Origin of the sequence: Heyndrickxia acidicola, from assembly GCF_001636425.1 — a bacterium.
Classification (GTDB): Bacteria; Bacillota; Bacilli; order Bacillales; family Bacillaceae_C; genus Bacillus_AE; species Bacillus_AE acidicola.
In genome coordinates, this window is sequence record NZ_KV440953.1 from 950,736 (window position 1) to 974,911 (window position 24,176).

The following is a 24,176-nucleotide window of genomic DNA, read 5'->3' on the forward strand; positions in this document are numbered from 1 at the left end:
AAAAAAATATAAAATAAAAAGCTGAACTCAATGGTCAGCTTTTTGTTTTTTAGAGCCCCTGTCTATTTCTAATTTTGTGCAATGCCTGCCTTAAGCTGCCCGAGGTTTTAAGGTCATGGAACGGAATGTTCAGACTGGCAAGGGTCTGTGCGATTTCTGGCCTAATTCCAGTTAAATGAGCCTGTATACCTGTTAATGAAAGAGCTTTTGTTATGTTAATAAGCTTATCAGCAACTGCTTCATTTATTGTCGGGACTCCTGATATGTCCATAATTAAGTGATCTACTTCAAAGTTTTGGCTTTTTTCCAGAGAATTCTCCAAAATGAGCTGTGCTCTCCGCTCATCTATGTTTCCTACAACAGGAATGATAGCAACGCCTTCATCCACAGGTACAAGGGGAACAGATATTTCATCCAAGGCTGAATAGGCATTATCCATCAATTTATTCGTATGCTGCTCCCACATCAAACCAAAAATATTACTGATCTCGTCCAGCAGTGGATCGATGATTTTCCCTACGTGAAGCATGGTAATGGCTTGGAATGCACGCTTTTCTAATTCCTCGGTAAATACTTCCCAAATGACAGAGCGGTAACAGGTTAATGCTCTAAGAGTATCGCTTAAAGGGATTTGATTTCGGATAGAAAAGTCTCCTGTTTTTTCTGCCCATTGATGAATTTCCTTGCGAACTTCTTCTGAGTCGCCAAACAGAGATTTTCCTAGTGCCTGAATTAATTCCGCACGCCATTCGATCAACTGCTCATAGCTTTCATCTGAATGTTCTAAAATGTGCTTGTAATGTACATTTTGAAAATCAATTAGCTTCCCGGCAATTTGAACTTGATTTTCTACTATTTTTTTCCCAATGTACAATAGCTCCTGTCTCATGAATGATCTCCCTCCGTAATCCACTAGTAGATGAAACTTTTTCATATTATTTTAGGGAGAAATGCAGATTAATACAATGATGCTTTAAAAATATACCAGATAAAGAGAATGTAAAAAGATAGTCTACAAACTCTTTTGCAAAGTAAAAATCCCTATATGGAAATGATGATCCAAACTTCATTCAATACAGCTGAGTATTATAGACGATGGAAATAAATGAATGATTATTTTAAGAAGCGTTTGATTTTCTGTAAACCGTTTTTTATATTTGGATATCGGAAGGGGATATCAAACGACGTGGTTTGCTTCAAGACGCTTTTTTGATGGGAAAAGGTATCGAAGCTACCCTTCCCATGATAGGCTCCCATTCCGCTGGCCCCTACGCCTCCAAAGGGCAGGTATGGAGATGCAAAATGATAAACCGTATCATTCATGCAGCCTCCCCCAAAAGAAACACTCTCAAGAATTTCCTTTTGAACCCTTTTGTCTTCTGAAAATAAATAAAGAGAAAGCGGATTTGGATGATTACGAATGCCTTCTATTACCTCAGGAAGCTCTGTATAAACTAGAACTGGAAGAATCGGGCCAAATATTTCTTCCTCCATGACAGGGTCGTCCCAGGTGATATCTGTTAAAACGGTCGGTTCTATCAGCAATTTGTCCCTTTTTGTTTTCCCGCCAGAATAGATGTCCCCATTGGATAAAAAGGAACAAAGTCTTTGAAAATGTTTTTCACTAACGATCCTGGTGAAGTTTGGATTTTCAAGAGGCCGTACACCATATAATTCTTTAATCGCTTCCTTAAGATGGCGTAAAAACACATCCTTGATCCTACCGTGGAGATATAAGTAGTCAGGGGCAATACAGGTTTGACCTGCATTCATAAATTTCCCCCAGGCAATCCGCTTAGCAGCCAGTTTTATTTTAGCATCCTCGTGTATAATACATGGACTTTTTCCACCCAGTTCAAGGGTAAGGGGTGTTAAATTTCGAGAAGCTGCTTCCATAATGATTTTTCCTACAGGGACGCTCCCTGTAAAAAAAATGTAATCCATGTCTTCCTGCAACAAAGCTTCGCTTGTATCGATACCCCCTTCAACTACAGCAATATAATCCTCTGGAAATATTTCCTTAATCAGCTTTGCAAAAATTTCGGAGGTATTCGGCGTTAATTCCGACGGTTTTATAATTGCACAATTTCCCGCTGCTATAGCACCAATAAGTGGAGCAGCAGCCAACTGAAAAGGATAATTCCATGGTGAAATAATGAAAGCTATTCCGTATGGTTCTGGATAAATAAACCCTTTCGATCCAGTGTGAGTAAGCGGTGTCCTGACTTTTTTGGGTTTAACCCATGAACGCAGCCGGGACAGTGTAAAGCGGATTTCTTCCAGGACAACACCAATTTCAGTTGAATAAGCATCAAACTCTGACTTATTTAAATCTGATTTTAGCGCTGCCATAAGCTCGGACTCATTCGTTTGAATAGACGTCCTTAAGCTTTGCAAAGCAGCCATACGAAAGGAAAGATCCTTTGTTTGATTAGATTGGAAGAAGGCTTTTTGCCGTTTAACCAGTGAATGGTAGTTTTCCATACTGACCTCCAGTTTACATTTAGAAAACGAATATGATTATTAAAGGTATTTTACTAGGTTTATGAAGATTTATACTATACATTAGTGAATTTTCAGCTGCTTTTCAGGATCATCTTTATGCTTCTTATAAAAATCCACCATAGCAGGAATGACCTCCTTAAAGTCTGGGCATGAGATACCAGAGCCCCTTAAATCCTCCTGTGCTCGGGAGCAGTCATATTCCGCCATACATGTAAAGTAATCAAGCGCTTCCTTTTCAACTCTTGTCCATTTTCTAAACGCCGGAATAGAAAGCAGCCATTTTGAAAAAGAGAGGGGAATGCTCCCACTAGGCTCTCGTCCAAGTAATTCGGCCATTAGCATCCGATATACCTCTTTAATTGGGTAGGGTTTAGGGTCCGTTAATTGATAGGTTTTTCCGATTCCAATTTTAGCATGTCCCAGATAATTCGCTGCTTTAAAAATATAATCCACTGGAACAAAATTCCCCTCAGCTTTTCCGCTGCCGAGGTAGGGCAAAAAAGGGAGAAATCTCAATTTATCAAAAAAATTCAAGATGAAATAAGGGCCGTCAAATTTAATGGTTTCGCCCGTTTGGGTGTTTCCAACAACGATGCCAGGCCGGATAATAGTGGTTGGAACTGAATTCATTATTGCTCGAACTGAAATCTCAGCCTCATATTTGGTTTGTTCATAATGATTCTTAAATCCCTGGCCTTTTTCAAGCTCAGTCTCCAGTATACGCCCTTCACGGTCTCCAGCTACATAAGAGGTGCTAAAGTAAATATATCTTTCTGGATTATGCAAGGTAAGGATCCAATTATTGATATTTGATGTTCCAATTACATTTACCTGGAAGGCAAGATTTTTTGGAACCGCCAGATCATAAATGGCTGCTAGGTGAAAGATATGTGTGATTTGATGCTGAAGTTGTTCATTCAATTCAGGTGGTATACCTAAGTCTTTGTTTGTAATATCACCTGAAATCAAAATGAATGATTCCTCCGATAGGGCAAACTCCTCCTTAATTTGATTCATCTCCGAGCGCGCCTTTTCAAGCAGGCTAGGTAATACAAGCAAATACATATGTTCCCATTCATAACGATCCCGTATAATCTGTTTTATTAGGGAGGTAGCAATGAATCCCGGAAAACCAGTGAAAAAATAACTGTTAGCCACAAAAATTCACTCCTTTATTTAGGCTCTTTCGTAATCTTTATTGCTAATTGACATAATTGAAAATCCTGGTTCAGTATTAAAACTTGTGACTAACTTACAAAACACGACGCGAAGATCGACGATATACGGAATAATTCTTTCTATGTAAAGCAGCAATCTATGCGAAACACCCTTTTTTAAAGCGAAATGTTCATTCGACATTAAAGCCGTGCCATCTTTAAATTATTTCGAGGTACCTGTCCATTTTCCCTTTTCGTAATTCATCACATGCATTTTAATTATTTTTTCTATATTTCTATGAGCAGTTATAGCACCTTATAACATTGGATATTTATAGGAAAGCTTAAACTAACTGGTTATCATATGAAGCAGTGGCTGATTCTGTAGAATTTCTACGACTTTTGACATATTTAAAATATTTAAATCGAAAAATGTCAATTTCAGATGTATAATAATAACTTGGTAGATCTATTCTTATAAAGGAGGTAAATTATTGATGGAATGGACATTAGCCATTTTATTCGCAGTATCTGCTTTACTGCTTATTGTTTCAATGGCAAGAACTCGTAAAGCTGCAAAAGCTGAGCAAAAGGAAATTGATATGGTACATATGTCAGTTATGACTGATATCAATGAAATGCGAGAATCATTGCGAAATATGGAGCTTGACTTAGAAGTAATTTCAAGAGAAGCAGGAGTCCAGCTTTCTACGAATGACAGAATTTTTATTCGTGATGTACTGGATTTATATAAACGAAAATACTCTATTGAAAATATAGCAGCTCAAAAGCAAGTGTCAGAAAACGATATACGGCAGGTAATTGCCCGTTATGAAACAAAAGAAGAAAGGGGAAAGGTTGCAAATGAGATCTAATTTATTGGGCAGCTTTGCAGCCGGACTTCTAATTGCTACAAGTATCAGCGGAGCGGTATTCTTTGCAACTAAAAGCAGCAATGCATCAAAAGCACCTGTCAAAACAAAGCAAAGCCTAACAGCAATAAAAGTACAGCCCACTAAAAAAGAGATGCAAAGCGAGCTTTCTTCTGCAGGCTATGTGGTCCAAACAAAATCCGATTACGATAAAGCAATAGCAGAAGCAAAAAGCGGATCAAAAAGCACACCGCCTGCCAATGGCCAAAAAATTGTGTACAGAGTTCCCGTACGTATAACACAAGGTATGACAAGTATTGATGTAGGCAATTGGCTTGTAAGAGGACATATCATTACGGATGCTTTCAAATTTTCAAAAGATGTTGAGAATAAAGGGATTGAAAATCATTTACGTCCAGGTACTTACATAGTGGATAGCTCAATGTCCTACGATCAAGTGATATCGGCTATTTTTGGATCTTGATTTAATGACCTGTTTTGACGATTAAAAGACACTTTCGCATTGGAAAGTGTCTTTTATTATTTGCTGTTTGATAACTGCTCGTTTTTTATCTCATTTAATTTGTCAATGCGTAATTAACAGAAAGACACTTGTTCTTTTTTTAGTGTTCTCTTTACTTGTCATACTAATATTTCAAGCAAAAAGGGAAGTAGTATTATGTGTAGGTAGATTCGTGAAGGATTCGTGACGGTTTGAGCTTAGTCATTGAAAAGTTTTCTGTAAGGAGTATATTAGATTAGTACATACTAGAAGTATTATTAAATAAAAACAGAAGAAGAAAGGTACGATAAAAAATGAATAAGCTTGTTAAGGTTTTATTCTCCGGATTGCTTGCAGGCGGACTGCTGGCTGGCTGCGGAAATGGTCAGCAGGGTGGAGCAGCAAAGAATATAAATCCATCTGCTGGACAGTCATCACAGGATGAAAATAAAGATTTAAATCAAATTGGCCAAAAGGTGAAGAACGAACAAGGAACAGAGGAATTAGTGAAATACAAAAAGGTGAATTCAACAGTAGACCTTAATCCTATCAAAGTCAACGTTAAAGATATCAAAATCATTAAGTTGACCGATATTAATCCTCAATGGCTTGAGGAAATCAGTAACATGACGGACAAGCTCAGGGTGAAAGGTGCGGTGTATTATGTGCAGGTTCGGTTATCCATTGAAAATACGACCAATAAGCATCTAACCTTTAATTCGCTTAGTCAAATTGAAACGGACCAAGGAGAAGATCTGGATACGCATTTAAACATTTTACCGTCCAACTACAATCATGATATTACGGGTAAAGGGACTCAAGATGATATTTACGGAATTTGTCTGGGAGGCGGCAAGCAAGACATTCATAAAGTAACTCTTGTATTTGACGCTGTTAAAGATGCCTCTACGAATAAAATATTGCATCCAGAAGCAAAAACGAACATTAAAATTGATTAATAGCAAAAAAGAAGCGGAAATGGCTCCGCTTCTTTTTTGGATTTGATTTATTTTTCCATAATAGCCTAAATCCAAAAAATAAAAATTTAGGGAATTGACAGCGGCTATGCAGCCTGTTACAATAAATTCCAATAAAAGCATACAAATTCGTTGATGAGAAAGAGTAGCCTTACTTCTTGATCTCCAGAGAGCTGACAAATTGGTGCAAGTCAGTGTTCAAGTGTTATGTGAAAATCCTCTCTGAGAAGCTGGGCTGAATCCTTCAGTAAGTCCAGCCGGGTGTCTGCCGTTACAAAGAACACGTATGATTGTACGTTGCTAAGTGCTATTGACCGGATCAATAGAATTAGGGTGGTATCGCGGTTTACCCCGTCCCTTTCTTGGGACGGGGTTTTTGTATGTTTTTATCCATTTTATTATGTATGGGAGCGATATCGATGAAGAAGAACAGGGAGTCAGCTGTCAAACGTGAGGAGCGTGTACGTCAATATTGGAAAGAAAACAGTATTTTCCAACAATCTGTTCAATTAAGAGAAGGTAAAGCACCCTTTGTTTTTTATGAGGGGCCCCCCACTGCAAATGGATTGCCACACGTAGGCCATGCCTTCGGACGAACAATCAAAGATGTTGTAGCACGTTATAAAACCATGAAGGGATTTTACGTGAAAAGAAAGGCCGGATGGGATACACATGGTCTTCCTGTTGAACTGGGTGTTGAAAAGCAGCTTGGCATCTCAGGAAAGCAGGAGATTGAACAATACGGTGTGGAGGCGTTTATTAACAAATGTAAAGAGAGTGTATTTACCTATGAAAGGAAATGGCGTTCATTCACAGAAGAGTTAGGTTATTGGGTAGATATGGACAGTCCTTATTTAACTTTAAGTAACGATTATATTGAAAGTGTATGGAACATTCTAAGCAAAGTTCATAAAGACGGTCTTTTGCATAAAGGCCATCGGGTATCACCATACTGTCCCAGCTGCCAAACGACACTAAGTTCGCATGAGGTGGCACAAGGATATAAAGATGTAAAAGATTTGTCAGCAACCGTTAAATTCAAGCGTGTTGATGCAGATAACGAATATTTCCTAGGCTGGACCACAACGCCTTGGACGCTGCCAGCAAACGTCGCTCTTGCTATGAATCCTGCAATCACGTATGTTCGCGTACAAAAGGATAATGATGTATATATTGTTGCAAAAGCCTCACTGGATAACATCTTTGATGATCATACTGAGGTATTAAGTGAGCATCTTGGCAGTGAATTTCAAGGAGTGTGTTATTCACCGCCATTTCATTATGCGGCCGTAGAGAAAGGACATTATATCATAACAGCGGATTATGTCACGGAAAGCAGCGGTACAGGAATTGTCCATATAGCTCCGGCATATGGCGAGGATGACTATAAAACAGTTAAGGATAATGATTTATCTTTTATTAATCTAGTGGATCAACAAGGACGCTATACTGACGAGGTTACAGAACTATCCGGAAGATTTGTGAAGGAGTGTGATGTGGATATTATTAAAATGCTTTCTGATCAAGGCACGCTTTTTCATAAGGAAAAATATGAGCACAGCTATCCTCATTGCTGGAGATGCGACTCACCATTACTTTATTATGCTGCAGACAGCTGGTTTATTAAGATGTCTTTTTTAAAGGATAAAATGCTTGTGAACAACGCAGCCGTTCAGTGGTATCCAGACCATATTAAGGATGGGCGTTTTGGTCATTTTCTTGAGAATCTTATGGATTGGAACATAAGCAGAAACCGCTATTGGGGTACACCTCTAAACGTTTGGATCTGTTCTGCCTGCCATCATGAAGAAGCTCCTGGAAGTATCAAGGAATTGCAAAAGCTTACGGCAGCTCCAATAACAGATGACATGGAGCTCCATAAGCCTTATATAGATAAGGTGCATTGTACATGTCCGAAATGTAATGGTGAAATGAAACGTACCCCAGAAGTGATTGATGTCTGGTTTGACAGCGGTTCGATGCCATTTGCACAGTATCACTATCCATTTGAAAATAATGAACTATTTACATCCCAATTCCCAGCAGATGCAGTCATTGAAGGAATTGATCAAACAAGGGGATTTTTCTACAGCCTGCTCGCTGTATCTACTCTATTCACAGGAAAAGCACCCTATAAAAACGTCTTGTCACTTGGGCATGTACTCGATGAAAACGGCCAAAAAATGTCCAAGAGCAAAGGAAATGCTCTAGATCCTGTTGACTTAATCGGAGAATACGGGGCAGATGCCCTTCGATGGGCTTTCCTAGTCGATAGTTCACCCTGGAATCCAAAACGTTTTTCAAAAAAGGTTGTACAGGATGCAAAATCAAAATTGGTCGACACCTTAGATAATACGTTTAAATTCTTTGATATGTACGCAAAAATTGATGGATATAAATACAAAAGACATCAAACAGGAAAGAGAACCATCCTGGATCAGTGGATCCTTTCGCGACTGCATGGCACGGTCAAACTGGTTAATTCCTATATGGACAGTTATCAATTTACACAAGCAGCAAGAGAAATAGGGGCATTATTGGATGAAGTAAGCAATTGGTATGTCCGGCGATCGAGAAGTCGCTTTTGGGCTTCAGGACTATCAGAAGATAAACTGGCGGCTTACTCAACGCTGTTCGAAACGCTTTCTACACTATGCTGCTTGCTGGCTCCTTTTGTTCCATATACGTCGGAAGATATCTATTTAAAGCTCCATCAGGAGAGTGTTCATTTACAAGATTCCCCTCTATCTGACGATTCATTGATAAATCCTTCATTAGAGGAGGATATGAAAACCGTTCTGAAAATAGTGGAGCTTGGGCGCAGTATCCGCAATGTAAAAAATTTAAAGGTGAAGCAGCCTTTGCAGCAAATAATCATCTGGCAAGGTGAAAAAAAACGTGATTTGAACAGTTATTCAGGCATCATGAAAGATGAGCTAAATCTTAAAAATGTTGTTTTTACGGATGATGTAGTTGTTTACCAGACTACGACCTTAAAAATAAATTTTAAAACGGCTGGCACTGCATTCGGCAAGCTGGTAAACGATGTAAAGGAATATGTTGATCAAATCTCAGGCTGCGACCAGAAGATGTTATTAGACAACGGACAGCTGCAAATTAACGTTAAAAGCCAAACACTAACACTTAAAAAGGAACACATTATAGCAGAATATCGAATGGCGGAAGGCTTTGAGATGGCTGGAGATGAGCAATTAAAGGTGATAGTAGATATATCGTTAACACCTCAGCTTATAGAAGAAGGTCAGGTTAAAGAATTAATCAGAGCTATTCAGGATGCTCGAAAAAAACTTGATCTCCCAATTGAAAAATATATTACACTCCATATATCTGCTTCAGAAGGCACGAAGGATCAAATCAAGCGATTTGAAGAACTAATAACAGAAAATGTACTTGTTAATGACATTTTATTTGGAGAATTGAACTATTCAGAAAAGCAAATTGAAATCAGATTCGCTAATGAAATCATTCTGGTTTCATTAGAGTTTTAGTTTTACGTATTAAAAGCACAAAAAGAAGGATAGGGGGAGCAGACTAAAACCTGCTCTATCTATCTTTTTGTCAAGAAAGAAGATAGAAAACCAAATGGAGAGAAACATGACAATAAGTTTAATATATAAAGAAAAGGTCCAGTTATAAAGAAAAATTAGAACTGTGCCCTTGTTTTATTTCACAAGAAGCGGTTGTAGCGACAATGAACGTTCCTCTTTTTACCCATAAACACAATTCGTTTGATTAAAAAAACCGGTTGAGCTCATCATGCATCTGATGATTTTCTTGTATGTAGTTCTTTGGAAGAATTTCAAACAGGAAAACTTTAGGTTCATAGAAAGCGATTTATGGTTAAGGATTTCCTCTTGCCATTAAGCAATTGAATCATATTGTAGATAATAAAACCCAGTATACTTGACAGGGAGCACTTCAACATGGCTGGATGTTATCATGAGCAGGGAATTCGTTCTCCAGTTCCTAAGATTCCTATAATACTTTGATAAATACGATTATTATTTTATTGAAATAATAAATTCTAAGTCTAAACCCGTAATTTTTTTCATTTCCACCAGAATATACTATATTAAAAAAACAAAAACAGAAGGCATATGGACTAAGTTGTATTCCTAACACGGTAATTATCTTAGGGTTCATATCAACCTTTAAAAAATCTTAACATATAAAATCTTGAATCATTCATAATAAATAAAATAATCATGAGTAAATGAAGGACACTACCATTATGTGTAAATAACAGTCCAACTCATGGACTTGTTACTGCCAAAGTAACGGTCACAAAGGTCATGAATACCGCAGACAAAATATAGCCCCATTTTCTATATTCCTTTATATCCTGCCCCTTCTTTTCCCCAATTGCTTGCCCGATTAAGGTGCTGGAGGCAACAGCGAACACGCCACCAATGGTGGAAGCAAATGTTGTTAAAGTTCCCGGAATGTTATGTGTTGCATATACAACCATGCCCATACGTACAAATAACCCAAAATAGAGGACTTGTCCTAAACGCATTGTTAATCTTTCTAAAGTGGAAGGAATCACAAATTTTATCATGCTGCCAATTAATTGTTGGGTTAGCCATGAATTTGTATTAGGGTCTTGGTTTAAGTAAAGAAGATAACATTAACAATAGGTTCATTATAATGTGTTTGTTTTTCAGAAAGTGACTTCATATGCTGGTTCAATAAAGGGATTACAATGGGATGAAGAGGGAGGAGACGCTCTTTTTTCCCTTTTAATTATTTAGATTCACTTGCTCCCACAACAGATCCACTAATTCTTGGCGTCTCATCCCAGTCGTAGCAAGTAATTTAAACATCAATTCATTATTTAATCCTAGCGGTCGAGAATCACTTTCTAAAAACGAAAATAATTTATTTAATTCTTGTAATTTCATGTATCTCGGCAGTTTTTTTCAGATTTTGGAGCTTGAATACCTGCTGTAAAATCGTTTTTTGTATAATTTTTTTTAAAACAGTATTGACTGAATGATTTTAAGCACGAAATCCGGCGTTGTAGAGTTCTTGGCTTAATTTTATGGTTAATGACTTGATCTTGAACGAAACGGCGTATACTGGACGCTGTGAGGTCATTTAGGTCTAAGGAACGAACGTTTTCTTTAAGATACTCACCATGAAGTTTTAAATCAAATGTATAACTGGTTAACGTGTTTACGGACTAATTTTTTTCGATTTGTAAATACATTAGATAATCATCCACAACTTGAACTGATTTCATCATTATAAGACCTCCGAAAAATTATACGGTCAATCCCTGGGAGTTAGGTTTCGAAACCATCAACTATGTTTTTTAGGCGACTTATTGGAAAGCAACGGAGTATTATAGTCAACTTGAGGTAAATTAGTGGACCATAATGAATCTTAAAAGAACTTGGGGCGGGGAAGTTTTGAACCACTTATGTTCTTTTCTAGTTTACATAATATATATTATAGGAAGTCGAATAGAGAATTGAAACTTTATCTCATATCAAAAGTATACTTAAAATATTGAGACGAAATTGATTTCTTCATATTAATTTATAATTTTTAAATTCAAATTCACTACATATTTCGTATTTCAAATTCACAGTAAATTTACAGCAACAAAATAATTGATGAAATGTTAAATCGTTTAATTTTTAATTTTTTTATAGCCTTTAAAAATGGATTTAATGGTATATTTTAAATCTCAAACCGGTCATTTTTTGTTTACATAATACATATCTATTTTTTCGAGGATTTAATTTTTATCATTGTTTTGTAAACTCTTCGTTCCTTTTTGTAAAATAAATAATATAATTTCAGCGTTCATTTTGGTAATTTTAATGCCGTTCATAAATTAACGCCGCACTTCACAATATACGTTTGGTCTTCTGCACTTTTTAATCGACTGAATAGCGTTTAGTGGATATTAATCTGTGCTCTCATAATGGTATTATCCAGTTATGCATTATAAATATGATTGTCTCATTGTTCTTCCCTTCCCTCTTCTTTATTCTTGCTGTTTATACCATCTATACGATCTGAAGCCAGAAGGTTTCTTAAAAAAACAGGCCTGAGAGCCTGTTTCAAGAGATCGTACTATTTGTTTTTAAGTAATACCTGGGTGTCCCAACAACAGCAGATTGCTTTAAATTTTCATGACTTGAATGATATTGAATGTGAATAGAAGCATCTAAAAGAAGCGGATTATACGTGTAAATCTCTTTATCTCCGTTAATAAGCGCAGTCAGCAAACGAGTTAATTCTCTTTGGAAAATCATAAAGCGCACCTTTGCCAAATGTTTATTTTCCTCTTCCTCATCAATAAATACATGACAATCAAGTCTATATTCCCCTAGATTCGTTATCCATTCTGCAGTTAGTAATAGCTGTGATGGAGGGCTTGTGGAAAAATATGATTTTTGGTTCCCTATTGCTAATGTTAACTCTCCAGTAGAGATAAGCTCACAAAGTGTGTATCTGCGGCCTTCTAGTGGATAAAATGCAGAAGCAGGCGGAATAATGGCAACTGTGAAATCCTCAGAGTCCATTTTCATCATAGGAGGCTGCCCCCTTTTAATGTATAGAGCACTTTCTGGTTCCATTGTATGATATTTGCCCATCATTTGTTACTTTGTAACCCATTTTGCATTTAAGAGATTCCACTTTCCTTTTTCCCAGTACCAGGTTGATTTTACTGTACCAAGACGATCAGCGTGATAGGCACCGCTAACCTGCCGATACGCTATTAATCCATACCCTTGTTTCCCTGGGATTCGTACAGGCTTTAAAATAGAAACAGGATCAATCATTAGCTCGGTTTGTTCATTTAAAGTTCCGTTCTCCTGATAAATTCCAAGCCGTATATATTCAGATTTTCGATTTTGAAGTTTCAATAAAACTGAATTCTGGACAGTTGGAATGTCAATTCTTGCGTTGAATCCTTTTGTAAACCGCCCTTCGATATTTAATTGTGGCGGTAGCGGCAAGGAAAGAGGCTTATGGTCTTTAACCGTTGAAAGTGAATAGGAATAAATCCCTCCGCTTCCTCCTGTGTTGCTGGACTCCAATAAATCTTTTACACCGTCATGATTTAAGTCCTTAAACCGTATTTCCGGCTGATAGCCAGCAGCAAATTGCAGACGGATTTTCTTATGATGAGAAGTCAAAATATCTGCCCAAATACGTTTAAAATACTGGCTGCCTTCTTCATAAGGACTGGCGTAAAGGATAATTTTATCCTGCTTTCCGTCTCCTGTGACATCTTCATGGTAAGTATGTAATGTGATGAACCCGGAAGAGGGTTTTTCAACTGCGTGCGTAAGGGCTACCGAACCAAGAGACATAAAGAAAAAAGCCGTAAGACCGAGCAAAAGTTCTTTTTTCATTTGACATGTTCTCCTTTTCCCATGATATGTTACTAGGATGACCAATTTCCGTTCATTTATGTAAAAATTGGAGAACCTTCCAGCATAATTCAAAAATAAAAAAGCGTACCTGCTTAGGTACACTTTTTTATCCATTTGTAAAATGGCTATTTATTATCTTCCGGAGTAAGTGAAGGTGTAATCTCTTTCCAAACCTCCACAATCGGTCCATTTTCATTTTCATCGACTACGAAGGAACCATTGGAATATCGGTCATTTAATCTGAGGTTTGAGATTTTAACCAATTCGGTATAATCCTTGCTGGTTTTAAGGATTATTTCGTCGGAATCCTTTACAATTTCCAGCCCAACCACTCTGTGAGGGTTCTTCTTTAATTCCCGCAGCATGACTACACCCCGTTTGGCACGTGTGGTTTTTTCAAACTCAGTTATTTTCATCTTCTTCACAGAACCGCGTTGAGTGGCAATAAATATTGCTTCTTTCTTGATATCCTTAATAATCTTTCCACCGACTATGCAATCGTCTTCTTTGAGATTAACACCTTTAACACCTGCTGCACGTGCGCCAACTACATTTACTTCTTCTTCATGGAACCATAAACCATACCCCATCTGAGTAGCAATAAATACTTCATTATTTCCATCCGTTAGGTGGACGTCTACGACTTCATCGTCGTTTTTTACATTTAAAGCAACAAGAGGTTTGGAATAACGCTGTGCATTATAATTGGCAAGCTCTGATTTTTTAACCATGCCCTTTTTCGTCACAAACATAAGATATGCAGGATTATTAAAATCCTCTATCATGATGGCTTTTATTATTTGTTCATTTCGTTCAATCGGCACAATGTTGGCAATATGCTGTCCTAAGTCCTTCCAGCGTATATCAGGAAGCTCATGTACAGGACAATATAAATAATTGCCTTTGTTGGTGAAAAGCAGAATGACATTGGTAGTGTTGACTTCCTGCTGGAACAGGATCCTGTCTGTTTCCTTAATGGCAAGATCCTGCCCATTAGAGGCTGAATAGGAACGAAGGCTCGTTCTCTTTATGTATCCATCTCTAGTAACTGTCACCATTACTTCTTCATTTGGAATCATAACCTCTAAGTTGATTTTAATTTCTTCTATTTCTGCTTCAATGTCTGTTCTTCTCTGGTCGGCATATTTTTTCTTAATTTCTTTAAGTTCTTTTTTAATAACGCCGACTAGTTTTCGTTCGCTTTCTAATATGGCAGTAAGCTCTTCAATTTTTTTCATGAGCTCTTCTGCCTCTTTTTGAAGGGCTGTTATGTCTGTATTGGTCAAACGATAAAGCTGTAACGACACAATAGCTTCAGCCTGCGCCTCAGTAAACTGGAAATTTGCAATTAAGTTATCCTTTGCATCTCTTTTATCCTTGGAGGCTCGGATGACAGCAATTACTTCATCCAGAATGGAGAGGGCTTTGATTAAGCCATCCACTATATGCTGGCGTTCAGCGGCTTTTTTCAAATTGAATTCAGATCGTTTTGTAACAACTTCTTTCTGGTGCTCTATATACGCGTCCAATAGCTCACTTAGACCCATTAACTTTGGACGGCGGTTATGTATGGCTACCATATTAAAATTGTATGCGACCTGGAGATCTGTATTTTTGAATAAATAATTTAGTACTCCTACAGCATCTGCATCTTTTTTAAGCTCTACAACAATACGGAGGCCTGTACGGTCGGTTTCATCACGAACCTCAGCTATGCCTTCCACCTTGCGGTCAAGCCTGTATTCGTCCATTTTCTTGACGAGATTTGCCTTGTTCACTTCAAATGGAATCTCAGTAATGACAATTTGCTGGCGTCCGCCCCGCATATCTTCAATGCTCGTTTTGCCACGGACAACCATCTTGCCTTTTCCTGTTTCGTAGGCTTTTTTTATTCCATCTACCCCTTGGATAATTCCGCCGGTTGGAAAATCAGGCCCCTTAATGACTTGCATTAATTCTTCAATGCTGCACTCAGGATTGTCCATTCGCATAATGGTTCCATCAATGATTTCCCCTAAATGATGAGGAGGAATATCCGTTGCATATCCGGCTGAAATTCCTGTTGATCCATTTACGAGAAGATTAGGAAAACGGGCAGGCAGGACGGTAGGCTCTTTGGAAGTATCATCAAAGTTCGATATGAAATCAACTGTATCTTTATCAATGTCAAGAAGAAGCTCAGATGCAATGGAAGATAGTCTTGCTTCCGTATAACGCATTGCTGCAGCCGGATCCCCGTCAATACTTCCATTGTTTCCATGCATTTCAATTAACACATTTCGCACTTTCCAGTCCTGACTCATCCTAACCATTGCTTCATAAACCGAAGAATCACCGTGAGGGTGGTAATTACCGATGACATTTCCTACTGTTTTGGCTGATTTCCGGAAGTTTTTTTCGGCTGTATTTCCTTCTACGTGCATAGCATAAAGGATTCTTCGCTGTACAGGCTTTAGCCCGTCACGTGCATCAGGCAAGGCACGATCCTGGATAATGTATTTACTGTAGCGGCCGAAACGGTCGCCTAAGACTTCTTCCAAGGGAAGATCCTGATAACGTTCTAAACTCTCCACTATTCAAGTCCCCCTTCTTCCACAATAATGTTTTCATTTTCAAGGATATTTTGATCATCCTCTAGACCAAAAGCTACATGGCTTTCAATCCATTTTCGCCGTGGTTCAACCTTGTCACCCATTAACGTTGTAATCCTTCGCTCAGCTCTTGCAGCATCATCTATACGTACACGAATCAATGTCCTTGTTTCGGGATTCATCGTGGTTTCCCATAATTGATCAGCATTCATTTCTCCAAGACCTTTGTATCGCTGGAGGATGTAGCCTTTACCAACTTTTTTAATAGCACCTTGCAATTCATTTTCTGTCCAGGCATATTCCACCGTTTCTTTTTTTCCGGTTCCTTTGCTTACTTTATAAAGCGGAGGCAGAGCTATATAAACTTTTCCGGCTTCAACCAGCGGCTTCATATACCGGTAAAAGAAGGTTAACAGGAGGACCTGGATATGGGCGCCATCTGTGTCGGCATCGGTCATGATAATAATTTTGTCATAGTTCACATCTTCAAGGTTAAAATCCGGCCCTACTCCAGCACCTATCGTATGAATAATTGTATTAATTTCTTCATTTTTAAAAATATCCTGAAGTTTTGCTTTTTCTGTATTGATGACTTTACCACGAAGCGGAAGTACTGCTTGGAAGCGTCGGTCACGGCCTTGTTTTGCAGAGCCGCCTGCAGAATCACCCTCTACAAGATAGAGCTCATTTTTTTGAGGATTTCTTGTTTGCGCCGGGGTGAGCTTTCCAGAAAGAAGGCTGTCTGATTTTTTTCGTTTCTTTCCGCTTCTCGCTTCTTCCCGCGCTTTCCTTGCAGCTTCACGTGCTTGAGCCGCCTTGATGGATTTTCTAATTAAAGACGTACTTGTTTCCGGATTTTCTTCCAGGAAGTATGATAAATGTTCTGAAATAACGGCATCTACAGCTGAACGTGCTTCGCTGGTGCCGAGCTTTCCTTTTGTCTGCCCTTCAAACTGCAGAAGCTCTTCGGGAATACGGACGGATATTACAGCCGATAGGCCTTCACGAATATCTGTCCCTTCTAGATTTTTATCCCGTTCCTTCAATAAGCTCACCTTACGTGCATATTCGTTCATAACGCGGGTAAGCGCAGTTTTTGCTCCTGCCTCATGTGTCCCGCCATCTTTTGTCCGAACGTTATTAACGAAGGAGAGAATATTTTCAGAAAAACCGTCATTAAATTGAAATGCAAATTCGACTTCAATTTCATTCGCTTCACCTTCAACAAACACAACCGGATGAAGAACATCCTTTTCTTCGTTTAAATAACCAACAAAGGCTTCAATGCCATTTTCATAATAAAAAATCTCGGAATCGCCGCTCCGATCATCTATGATTTCAATTTTTAGCCCCTTTAAAAGAAAGGCAGACTCCCGCAAACGCTCGCATAAGGTATCATAATTAAAGGTAGTTGTACTAAAAATGGACGGATCCGGCTTGAAATGAATTGCAGTGCCGGTTTGCTTTGATTTGCCAACCTTTTCAAGTGTCGTTTCAGGTTTTCCTCCATTGATAAAACGCTGTTCATATACAAAACCATCACGTTTAATGGTAACAACGACCCATTCTGAAAGTGCATTTACTACGGAAGCACCAACACCATGCAAGCCCCCGCTTGTTTTATATCCTCCTTGCCCGAACTTACCACCGGCATGAAGCACAGTAAAAATGATTTCAGTAGTCGGTTTTCCGAGTTTATGCATTCCTGTAGGCATTCCTCGCCCCTTATCTTCTACACTGACGCTATTATCCTTATGTATTCGTACGATAATATGATCTCCGTATCCAGCTAATGCTTCGTCAACAGAATTATCGACAATTTCATATACAAGATGATGCAGCCCCCGTGAATCCGTGGAACCGATATACATGCCCGGCCGTTTCCGTACAGCCTCCAGACCTTCCAGTACTTGTATAGCATCATCATTATACTCAATTATGTTCTGTTTTTTGACCACAAAGATTCCCCTTTCAACAATACGCAACTCTCTCTGTATCCAAACCAAAATACAGTTTGTATGATTAGAGATAGGAATAACAAACATCCGTTCGTTACATCAATACTTTATTATAACATAACCCGAACAAACATCTATGCACTATTTTAGCTTTAAAATTTGATTTAGCAAATGACTTTTTCATTACATTCCAATTTTATCCTTTGTTTCACCATAAAAAAAGCAGCCGCAAAAGTTCTTAACGACTGCTTGAATCCTTAAAGCAAGAGAGCGTGTTCGACTTTAATACAGTGATTCATGACAACGGTATATCCCTTGTCTTTTAAGTATTGGTATGCTTCTTCATTTTCTATCCCAAGCTGTGCCCAAAAAACGTCTGCATTTATTTCTGCAAATTCTTTTGCAATCTCAGGCAGGTACTCAGGGAGCCTAAAAATATTCACAATATCTACGTGCCCATCAATCTCTTTTAAAGATGCCACAGCTTTAACACCTAAAACTTCTTGCTCATTGGGATTGACTGGTATGATTTCGTACCCTGCATTCTGCATCGCTTCAGAAACGTAATAGGATGCTTTTTCTGGATTATTGGTTAATCCCACCACAGCAATTCGTTTGGCTTTCTTAAGGATGTTTCTGATTTCATTTTTGTCTGGATTTTGAATGGCCATTGATTAGCCCTCCTATTGGTATAGTAATTACTGATGGTGATACGCAGCCAGCGATGTCTTCAAAGACGCCCAAGCTTGTTCATTGGCAAAATATCTTGACCAGACTGCTATGCCTGCTAAATGGCTTAATTCTGCTATCTGGACGCGCTCCCGTAAAGAATAATCATCCTCAAGCCACATACTATATTTCTCGTTATGTGCTTTATCGATATACTGAATATAATACTGTCCTGTGTCATTATCCAAATCAGGTTTTAGCTTATGATTTTTCACCCACTGATTCGCCTGATTCATGGTAAGAGCAGCAGATGATATCTCTCCACTACGCGTATTCTCTTTCCAAAGCCGTGTATACAGGGGAATTCCAAGTATCAGCCGATCGCCCGGGACCTCTTTTAGGAGAGCTTTTACATTATCTCTGACCCATGGAATACTAGCGACACTTCCAATCGTTTTCGTATGTTCATCATAGGCCATGACAATCAGGTAATCTGCAGACTCAGAAAGCGCGTGACGTTCATAAAATTCTGACCAGTTCCCTTTTGATTTAAAGGTGATGTTCATGGAAACGATTTTATTAGCACGGTGCAGACGGGCAGCTGCTTCTCTGACAAATTCCGTTACAAGAGGGCCATCTTCTCTGTTAACATTTTCAATATCCAAATTTAGTCCTTCTGATTGATACTTTTCCAACATAGCAAGCAGTGAGGTAATAATTTTCTGCCTTTTAACAAATGTATTAAAAGCATTCTTTGTCAATTGCGGATTAAAAGCATTAGAAAAAAGCGGCCAGATGGTATACCCTTGTTTTCTCGCCCAGATGCAATAAGCGGAATCCCCTTTGTCTGTAAGTTCGCCATTTTCATTCTTCAATTGAAACCAGGTGGGTGAAACGATTGTAACACCAGGCATCCTCGGAAGCTCTTTTGTATCTGGAGTCTTAGAGTATACGGCTTCCCATGATAACTGTATGGGCAATGTAATGCTTGGCAGGGAAAATTTATCTTCTGGAAACGAAACCCTTACTGCTGTCTTTTGCAGCTTATCCACAATGTCAGCTTTAATATAACCTCCGATTCCATTCGATCTCCGAATATAGTCATATCCTCTCACCTGTTTTTCAATACGGATGCTTTCTCCGGGTATGACATTGGTTGTATATGGAGCTTGGAGTGAAGGGTCTGTTCTTAGCTGTAAATAATCCCTTTTAGCAGTCCTGGTTGTGATTTTGCCCTTAAAGTATGTATTCCCGTTTTGTTCAATCCAAACCGCTCCATTCGATTTCAGGATTTGATAGCGAAAAGGATAATATTTTTTAATTACATCAATGGATAGGAATATACCTTGTTGATTTTTAATAATTAAAGGAGAAGAAGGATTTATTTTTTGATCATTTATGTAATATGCATTTTTATCATAAAGAAAACGCAAGATATCCTGATTTGTTGTCATAATTAATTGTCCTGAATCTGGGTAAAGCCATCCCCCCAGAGTGTTTTGAACAACCATTACAGGAAGATATACCTGATCCTTTATAAGCAATGCTTTTTGTCCTGTAAGTTTGCTATTCACTAATATCTCATGACTTTTTGTAAAATAAGGAACCTTCTTGTTAGAGGCAAAAGGATATAGAAACAATAGAGAAGCACATAATATGCTTATAAAGAAAATGATAGCAAAAAGAAGAAGATGTTCTCTGATAAATCGGGGAGCTGTTTCATTTAATTGAATATTCGCCATTTTGTTCCTCCTGTTTCTATCGTACAGGAGGTAGCGATGGAAGAAAAGAAGAATTTATCCATAGGAAAGAAAAATTCTTTACGCAAACTTTCTCTCGCATGATACAATGAAAGAACCTACTGATATGAAGGGATTTTAAAGGAGATTTGTTTATGGTATATGCACTTATTATTGTTCTTGCCTATCTAATAGGCTCCATACCTTTCGGATTGATTGTTGGAAAGCTCTTTTATGGTATCGATATTCGGCAGCATGGGAGCGGGAATTTAGGTGGTACGAACAGCTTTCGGGTACTCGGAAAAAAAGCAGGAATTGTTGTTACTTCAGCTGATATTTTAAAAGGAACGCTTGCTACGCTTCTCCCTGCTATATTTAGCTTTAGCACGCACTTTCATCCTTTGGCAGCTGGCCTCTTTGCAGTAATCGGCCATATGTATCCAATTTTTGCAGGTTTTCGCGGCGGAAAAGCCGTTGCCACGTCTGCAGGAGTCTTGCTCGGATATACATACCCCTTATTTATTCTATTGATTCTTGTATTTTTATTATGTCTTAAACTGACCAAATACGTATCCTTATCATCAATCATTGCTGGCCTTTTTACAGCCGTTTACACATTCGTAAATATGATTTTCACGGGGGACTGGGTACTATTTATAGTCGGCCTCGCCTTAGCGTCATTTGTGATTTACAGGCACCGGGCAAATATTACAAGAATAAAAAATAAAACAGAACCTAAGGTTACATGGATTTAAAAAAGTGAATGGATGCTCTCCATTCGCTTTTTTGTTTGGCCGATCATCGTTTGAATTCAGATATGTTTAGAGTATCAGCATAATCATAGCTTTATGTAATGGAGTCTTATCAAAAGCCTTGTAAGGGGGACTATTTGATATATAGAAGACAGCAGGACATAAACAACGTGCTATGAAGGCAGCTATAAAAAAACAGAACGAGTACCTGTATACTCATTCTGCCTTGATAAAAATCTCATCTTATAAAAAGGATTTTAAAGTGTGCTCCATTCCTTCTTTTTTCAAAATTTCTTCTTGTTTTGCACCAAGTAAATCGAAATGGGAATACCCATCCTTTCGATGATGAATCCATTCTTTTTTAAGCCCGTATTGTGCTCCCCAATTTACCAATTTCCCCAAATCCCTGCAGCCCGCCTTTGTAACAGACTTTGAATCCGGAAAGCGGTCATCAATCCAGTAATGGGTCAAAAAAGCAATTTCTCCTCGATCGATGGCAGCTTTCCACTGTCTAACCTGTTCTTTAGATATCCCAAAAGCCATTTCTCATCACTCCTTACTGCCATGAGCACTTCCTGTATGTTCTTATTTTTTGGCCTTTTCATAGGCTTCATGCCAATCAGGAAACACCTTCTTAATCGAGACTGGCCGGAAATTAGTTTTTTTCACACAAGCATGCTTTGACAGGGCCTTAACAGAAAGCTCGCCCCGTTCAGTAGTGATTTCATAGCCGTATGTAACACGTATCCCATCATATTCTTCCACCCACGTTTTGATATACGCTTTTTCTCCATACCTTACAGGCATCTTGTACGATATTTCTATATCTATAACGGGAGATAGTATGCCTTCCTTCTCCATATCGGCATATCGAAAGCCCAAATCTTCAATAAGCCTTGTTCGTCCAATTTCCATCCATACTAAATAATTGGCATGGTACACGACTCCCATTTGGTCTGTTTCTGCATATCGCACATCAACACTAGTCTCTGAAATTTGCATTCATACTCCACCTCTGTATATGTTAAAAAGATTTTCTGATAAAGACGCCTGCAGGATTTGTGTTAGATTGGCATCCCTTTGGTTTAATCTATATTACCATTCATATAAATAATAGGAAAAGGGATTGCTCAAAAGGAAAGTGGAAGACACCCTCTTTTCAGGGAACAGCATTATAAAAGCCGGCATTTGCCGGCTTCATGTTTTTATTGCTCTTCACGTTGAAAAGCAGCTTCATCTTTAATTTCACTGCGCATTGCCTCAATGCTTTCTCGACGGCGCTCATTTTTTGCTTCTATGTTTGCTTTTTCCTCATCAGTGGAAAGCTCAGCAGTTGCTTCCGCTTTTTCCATATTTCCAATTGTATTTTGCACCATTTCCTGCAGTTTTTGAACGTTATCACTGCGATCATCCGGATTCGGTTTATCCCATGCCATTATGATATCCTCCTTGATGTAAAAGTGTCAAAACGCTGTACAGAAAAAAGAAGAAATCGTTTATTCTCCTTTTGTTTGCATAACCTGAGCGTGTTTACCCGATTTATCCTGCATTGTCTTGCCTTTGTTTCCCCCAAAAGAACGGGACTTTGTTCCAATATGGTTTGGCTGAAATTGGCTTGTTTCACGTTTTGGATTACTCAATGCTTTCTCCCCCCTTATGAACAGTTTCACCTGAAAAAAGAAAGAATATGAGCAAATCATAGTGGTTTATTCTGCTAACTTCATGACATGCTTCGAATCAAGCTTGTTTTCAATTCTTTCAAGAGCTTCTTTATCCATTAATAGCTCTTGTTTATTTTCATTTACAAGTTCAGAAAACGATTTTTTTAGTGATTTTCTCATTTGTTTTTTCCTCCATAGCTGACTATTTTAAGTTCAGTATGGTCAACCGAAGAAAAAATTATAATGAAATATTTTGTTTTTTTCATTTTTTTGAGAATTTCATGAATGATGATTTTTATTTTAGTACGTGAGCCTCTTGGTTGCTTTGCTCTTGTATGGTCTCGCTAAAACTCTTTTTTTCGTATGAGTATCTTTCTTTTCTCTTCAGTCAACATTAGGTTCCATTTAACATTGGGCTTTTACTTAGACATGGATATTGCTATATACGTCCTGCAGATTGATTTACGCTGCAGGCACTCGCTTTCCGCGGGCGGTAGTGGAGTCTCCTCGTCACATGCTCCTGCGGGGTCTCTCCTTACACGCTTTCGCAGGAGTCTCTCGACTTTCGCTTCAATCAACTGAGGGATTAAATCTCTTATGGGCTGTAATTGAGACATGGGTAGTAGACTGATCATCCTGCTGATGGATATTACTCCATACACTCTCTTTCCTGAGTCATCGGAATCGTCCTCGTGTGTTTTGTTATTTCGTCTTATAAAGCTTGTCCAATTCCCTCTTTGTCATGGAACCTATATGGAGACTGATAATTTTGCCCTCTTTATCGAGAAGGTAGGTAGTCGGAATCGATAAGACCCCATAATCTTTAGATACTTCATTTTTTTTATCCAGAAGAATAGGAAAGGTAATACCTAATTTTTTGGCATAGCCTTTAACATCTGATTGACTATCGATATTGACAGCTACTACTTCCACATCTCTTTTGTGCTGCCGATAAAAGCTTTCAAGCTCAGGCATTTCTGCTTTGCAGGGAGGGCACCAGGTTGCAAAAAAGTTTAGAAGGATTCTTTTCCCTTTGAGCTCCTTTAGGCTAACACTTTTGCCATTTAATGCTCTTAATTGAAAGTCTGGAGCAGATGATCCTATTTCAATTTCAGGAGCTTCATCCGCATCTGATTCCATAGATTGAATATATAAACTTTCTACTTGCTTATCCGTGAGTGTTTGTGTCTGTGCAGGAATATCCTGAGGACTTGAATTGAATTGTTTAGACATCATTTGAATATATTTTCTGTACTCTTGTGATTGCTCTTTTTGCTTTTTCTCAATAGCTTGTACAACCATAATGGAAATGAGTGAGAAGATGAGCAAAATAGCAATGTTCCGTTTTATCATCTTGTCCTCCTCGATTATTTCTAAC

At 38.3% G+C, this 24,176-nt stretch carries 22 protein-coding genes, 1 pseudogene and 1 other annotated feature; of the genes and pseudogenes, 5 read left to right on the forward strand and 18 right to left on the reverse strand.

Features of this window, described 5'->3' with window-relative positions:
• Positions 1-49 precede the first annotated feature (49 nt).
• The 3 genes from A5N88_RS04465 to A5N88_RS04475 form a co-directional block, all read right to left on the reverse strand.
• Entirely contained in the window at positions 50-889 is an 840-nt protein-coding gene (locus tag A5N88_RS04465; protein WP_066263552.1) for an STAS domain-containing protein, read from the reverse strand.
• A gap of 224 nt (positions 890-1,113) precedes the next feature.
• Entirely contained in the window at positions 1,114-2,484 is a 1,371-nt protein-coding gene (locus A5N88_RS04470; protein ID WP_066263555.1) for an aldehyde dehydrogenase, read from the reverse strand.
• Positions 2,485-2,565: 81 nt separating this feature from the next.
• The gene (locus A5N88_RS04475) at positions 2,566-3,663 is read right to left on the reverse strand and encodes an SDR family oxidoreductase (protein ID WP_066263557.1); all 1,098 of its coding nucleotides are present in this window, start codon (positions 3,661-3,663) and stop codon (positions 2,566-2,568) included.
• Between the two features lie 496 nt (positions 3,664-4,159).
• Between A5N88_RS04475 and A5N88_RS04480 the strand changes: the two genes are divergently transcribed.
• The 4 genes from A5N88_RS04480 (at position 4,160) to ileS (ending at position 9,522) form a co-directional block, all read left to right on the forward strand.
• The gene (locus tag A5N88_RS04480) at positions 4,160-4,537 is read left to right on the forward strand and encodes a hypothetical protein (protein ID WP_066263559.1); all 378 of its coding nucleotides are present in this window, start codon (positions 4,160-4,162) and stop codon (positions 4,535-4,537) included.
• Entirely contained in the window at positions 4,527-5,018 is a 492-nt protein-coding gene (locus A5N88_RS04485; RefSeq protein WP_066263562.1) for an MltG/YceG/YrrL family protein, read from the forward strand. The genes A5N88_RS04480 and A5N88_RS04485 overlap by 11 nt, the downstream gene beginning before the upstream one ends.
• Positions 5,019-5,350: 332 nt before the next feature.
• Complete coding sequence (locus tag A5N88_RS04490) at positions 5,351-5,995, forward strand: hypothetical protein (RefSeq protein WP_066263565.1); 645 nt, start codon at positions 5,351-5,353, stop codon at positions 5,993-5,995.
• Positions 5,996-6,136: 141 nt separating this feature from the next.
• Positions 6,137-6,375, forward strand: a binding site (T-box leader).
• A 57-nt stretch (positions 6,376-6,432) separates the two neighbouring features.
• Positions 6,433-9,522, forward strand: coding sequence for an isoleucine--tRNA ligase (ileS, locus tag A5N88_RS04495; RefSeq protein WP_083953017.1), 3,090 nt, complete (start codon positions 6,433-6,435; stop codon positions 9,520-9,522).
• 764 nt (positions 9,523-10,286) lie between these two features.
• On the opposite strand, the gene A5N88_RS04500 is transcribed toward ileS, so the two are convergent.
• The 9 genes and pseudogenes from A5N88_RS04500 to A5N88_RS04530 form a co-directional block, all read right to left on the reverse strand.
• Positions 10,287-10,592, reverse strand: coding sequence for an MATE family efflux transporter (locus tag A5N88_RS04500; protein WP_496197086.1), 306 nt, complete (start codon positions 10,590-10,592; stop codon positions 10,287-10,289).
• Positions 10,593-10,773: 181 nt separating this feature from the next.
• On the reverse strand, positions 10,774-10,935 hold the full coding sequence (locus tag A5N88_RS25740) for a tyrosine-type recombinase/integrase (protein ID WP_083953018.1): 162 nt from the start codon (positions 10,933-10,935) through the stop codon (positions 10,774-10,776).
• Positions 10,932-11,204, reverse strand: a pseudogene (locus A5N88_RS26355) (site-specific integrase); the annotation flags it as partial. The gene A5N88_RS25740 and the pseudogene A5N88_RS26355, both read right to left, overlap by 4 nt.
• A gap of 901 nt (positions 11,205-12,105) precedes the next feature.
• Positions 12,106-12,579: a staygreen family protein gene (locus A5N88_RS04505; protein ID WP_066263569.1), complete on the reverse strand. Its 474-nt coding sequence runs from the start codon at positions 12,577-12,579 to the stop codon at positions 12,106-12,108.
• Between the two features lie 69 nt (positions 12,580-12,648).
• Complete coding sequence (locus A5N88_RS04510) at positions 12,649-13,407, reverse strand: YybI family spore inner coat protein (protein ID WP_157090599.1); 759 nt, start codon at positions 13,405-13,407, stop codon at positions 12,649-12,651.
• A 146-nt stretch (positions 13,408-13,553) separates the two neighbouring features.
• Positions 13,554-16,001 carry a DNA topoisomerase IV subunit A gene (gene parC, locus A5N88_RS04515; RefSeq protein WP_066263571.1) on the reverse strand — a complete coding sequence of 816 codons (2,448 nt, stop codon included), beginning with the start codon at positions 15,999-16,001 and terminating at the stop codon, positions 13,554-13,556.
• On the reverse strand, positions 16,001-17,977 hold the full coding sequence (parE, locus tag A5N88_RS04520) for a DNA topoisomerase IV subunit B (protein ID WP_066263574.1): 1,977 nt from the start codon (positions 17,975-17,977) through the stop codon (positions 16,001-16,003). Before parE ends, parC begins: the two co-directional genes overlap by 1 nt.
• Positions 17,978-18,234: 257 nt before the next feature.
• Positions 18,235-18,648, reverse strand: coding sequence for a CoA-binding protein (locus tag A5N88_RS04525; RefSeq protein WP_066263576.1), 414 nt, complete (start codon positions 18,646-18,648; stop codon positions 18,235-18,237).
• Positions 18,649-18,675: 27 nt separating this feature from the next.
• Positions 18,676-20,388 (reverse strand): glycosyl hydrolase family 18 protein, encoded by a 1,713-nt coding sequence (locus tag A5N88_RS04530; RefSeq protein WP_066263578.1) that lies wholly within the window; start codon positions 20,386-20,388, stop codon positions 18,676-18,678.
• 152 nt (positions 20,389-20,540) lie between these two features.
• On the opposite strand from A5N88_RS04530, the gene plsY reads away from it, so the two are divergent.
• Positions 20,541-21,140, forward strand: a complete 600-nt coding sequence (gene plsY, locus A5N88_RS04535; RefSeq protein WP_066263579.1) for a glycerol-3-phosphate 1-O-acyltransferase PlsY — start codon at positions 20,541-20,543, stop codon at positions 21,138-21,140.
• A gap of 240 nt (positions 21,141-21,380) precedes the next feature.
• Here plsY and A5N88_RS04540 read toward each other — a convergent pair whose 3' ends face one another.
• The 6 genes from A5N88_RS04540 to A5N88_RS04560 all read right to left on the reverse strand — a co-directional run bounded on the left by A5N88_RS04540 (position 21,381) and on the right by A5N88_RS04560 (position 24,151).
• Complete coding sequence (locus A5N88_RS04540) at positions 21,381-21,680, reverse strand: hypothetical protein (protein ID WP_066263580.1); 300 nt, start codon at positions 21,678-21,680, stop codon at positions 21,381-21,383.
• A gap of 42 nt (positions 21,681-21,722) precedes the next feature.
• Complete coding sequence (locus A5N88_RS04545; protein ID WP_066263582.1) at positions 21,723-22,139, reverse strand: acyl-CoA thioesterase; 417 nt, start codon at positions 22,137-22,139, stop codon at positions 21,723-21,725.
• A gap of 203 nt (positions 22,140-22,342) precedes the next feature.
• Positions 22,343-22,573 carry a small acid-soluble spore protein Tlp gene (gene tlp / locus A5N88_RS04550; RefSeq protein ID WP_066263584.1) on the reverse strand — a complete coding sequence of 77 codons (231 nt, stop codon included), beginning with the start codon at positions 22,571-22,573 and terminating at the stop codon, positions 22,343-22,345.
• Between the two features lie 60 nt (positions 22,574-22,633).
• The gene (locus tag A5N88_RS04555; RefSeq protein WP_066263585.1) at positions 22,634-22,777 is read right to left on the reverse strand and encodes an acid-soluble spore protein N; all 144 of its coding nucleotides are present in this window, start codon (positions 22,775-22,777) and stop codon (positions 22,634-22,636) included.
• Positions 22,778-22,843: 66 nt separating this feature from the next.
• Positions 22,844-22,978: an FbpB family small basic protein gene (locus tag A5N88_RS24100; RefSeq protein WP_083953021.1), complete on the reverse strand. Its 135-nt coding sequence runs from the start codon at positions 22,976-22,978 to the stop codon at positions 22,844-22,846.
• Positions 22,979-23,500: 522 nt separating this feature from the next.
• Complete coding sequence (locus A5N88_RS04560) at positions 23,501-24,151, reverse strand: TlpA family protein disulfide reductase (protein ID WP_083953022.1); 651 nt, start codon at positions 24,149-24,151, stop codon at positions 23,501-23,503.
• Between the last annotated feature and the right edge of the window lie 25 nt (positions 24,152-24,176).

Bases quoted from the DNA above. Each gene is read 5' to 3' on its own strand.
- A5N88_RS04465 (WP_066263552.1), bottom strand. From the start codon at position 889: ATGAGACAGGAGCTATTGTACATTGGGAAAAAAATAGTAGAAAATCAA.
- A5N88_RS04470 (WP_066263555.1), bottom strand. From the start codon at position 2,484: ATGGAAAACTACCATTCACTGGTTAAACGGCAAAAAGCCTTCTTCCAA.
- A5N88_RS04480 (WP_066263559.1), top strand. From the start codon at position 4,160: ATGGAATGGACATTAGCCATTTTATTCGCAGTATCTGCTTTACTGCTT.
- A5N88_RS04485 (WP_066263562.1), top strand. From the start codon at position 4,527: ATGAGATCTAATTTATTGGGCAGCTTTGCAGCCGGACTTCTAATTGCT.
- A5N88_RS04490 (WP_066263565.1), top strand. From the start codon at position 5,351: ATGAATAAGCTTGTTAAGGTTTTATTCTCCGGATTGCTTGCAGGCGGA.
- ileS (WP_083953017.1), top strand. From the start codon at position 6,433: ATGAAGAAGAACAGGGAGTCAGCTGTCAAACGTGAGGAGCGTGTACGT.
- A5N88_RS04500 (WP_496197086.1), bottom strand. From the start codon at position 10,592: ATGATAAAATTTGTGATTCCTTCCACTTTAGAAAGATTAACAATGCGT.
- A5N88_RS25740 (WP_083953018.1), bottom strand. From the start codon at position 10,935: ATGAAATTACAAGAATTAAATAAATTATTTTCGTTTTTAGAAAGTGAT.
- A5N88_RS04505 (WP_066263569.1), bottom strand. From the start codon at position 12,579: ATGATGAAAATGGACTCTGAGGATTTCACAGTTGCCATTATTCCGCCT.
- A5N88_RS04510 (WP_157090599.1), bottom strand. From the start codon at position 13,407: ATGAAAAAAGAACTTTTGCTCGGTCTTACGGCTTTTTTCTTTATGTCT.
- A5N88_RS04525 (WP_066263576.1), bottom strand. From the start codon at position 18,648: ATGGCCATTCAAAATCCAGACAAAAATGAAATCAGAAACATCCTTAAG.
- A5N88_RS04530 (WP_066263578.1), bottom strand. From the start codon at position 20,388: ATGGCGAATATTCAATTAAATGAAACAGCTCCCCGATTTATCAGAGAA.
- plsY (WP_066263579.1), top strand. From the start codon at position 20,541: ATGGTATATGCACTTATTATTGTTCTTGCCTATCTAATAGGCTCCATA.
- A5N88_RS04540 (WP_066263580.1), bottom strand. From the start codon at position 21,680: ATGGCTTTTGGGATATCTAAAGAACAGGTTAGACAGTGGAAAGCTGCC.
- A5N88_RS04545 (WP_066263582.1), bottom strand. From the start codon at position 22,139: ATGCAAATTTCAGAGACTAGTGTTGATGTGCGATATGCAGAAACAGAC.
- tlp (WP_066263584.1), bottom strand. From the start codon at position 22,573: ATGGCATGGGATAAACCGAATCCGGATGATCGCAGTGATAACGTTCAA.
- A5N88_RS24100 (WP_083953021.1), bottom strand. From the start codon at position 22,978: ATGAGAAAATCACTAAAAAAATCGTTTTCTGAACTTGTAAATGAAAAT.
- A5N88_RS04560 (WP_083953022.1), bottom strand. From the start codon at position 24,151: ATGATAAAACGGAACATTGCTATTTTGCTCATCTTCTCACTCATTTCC.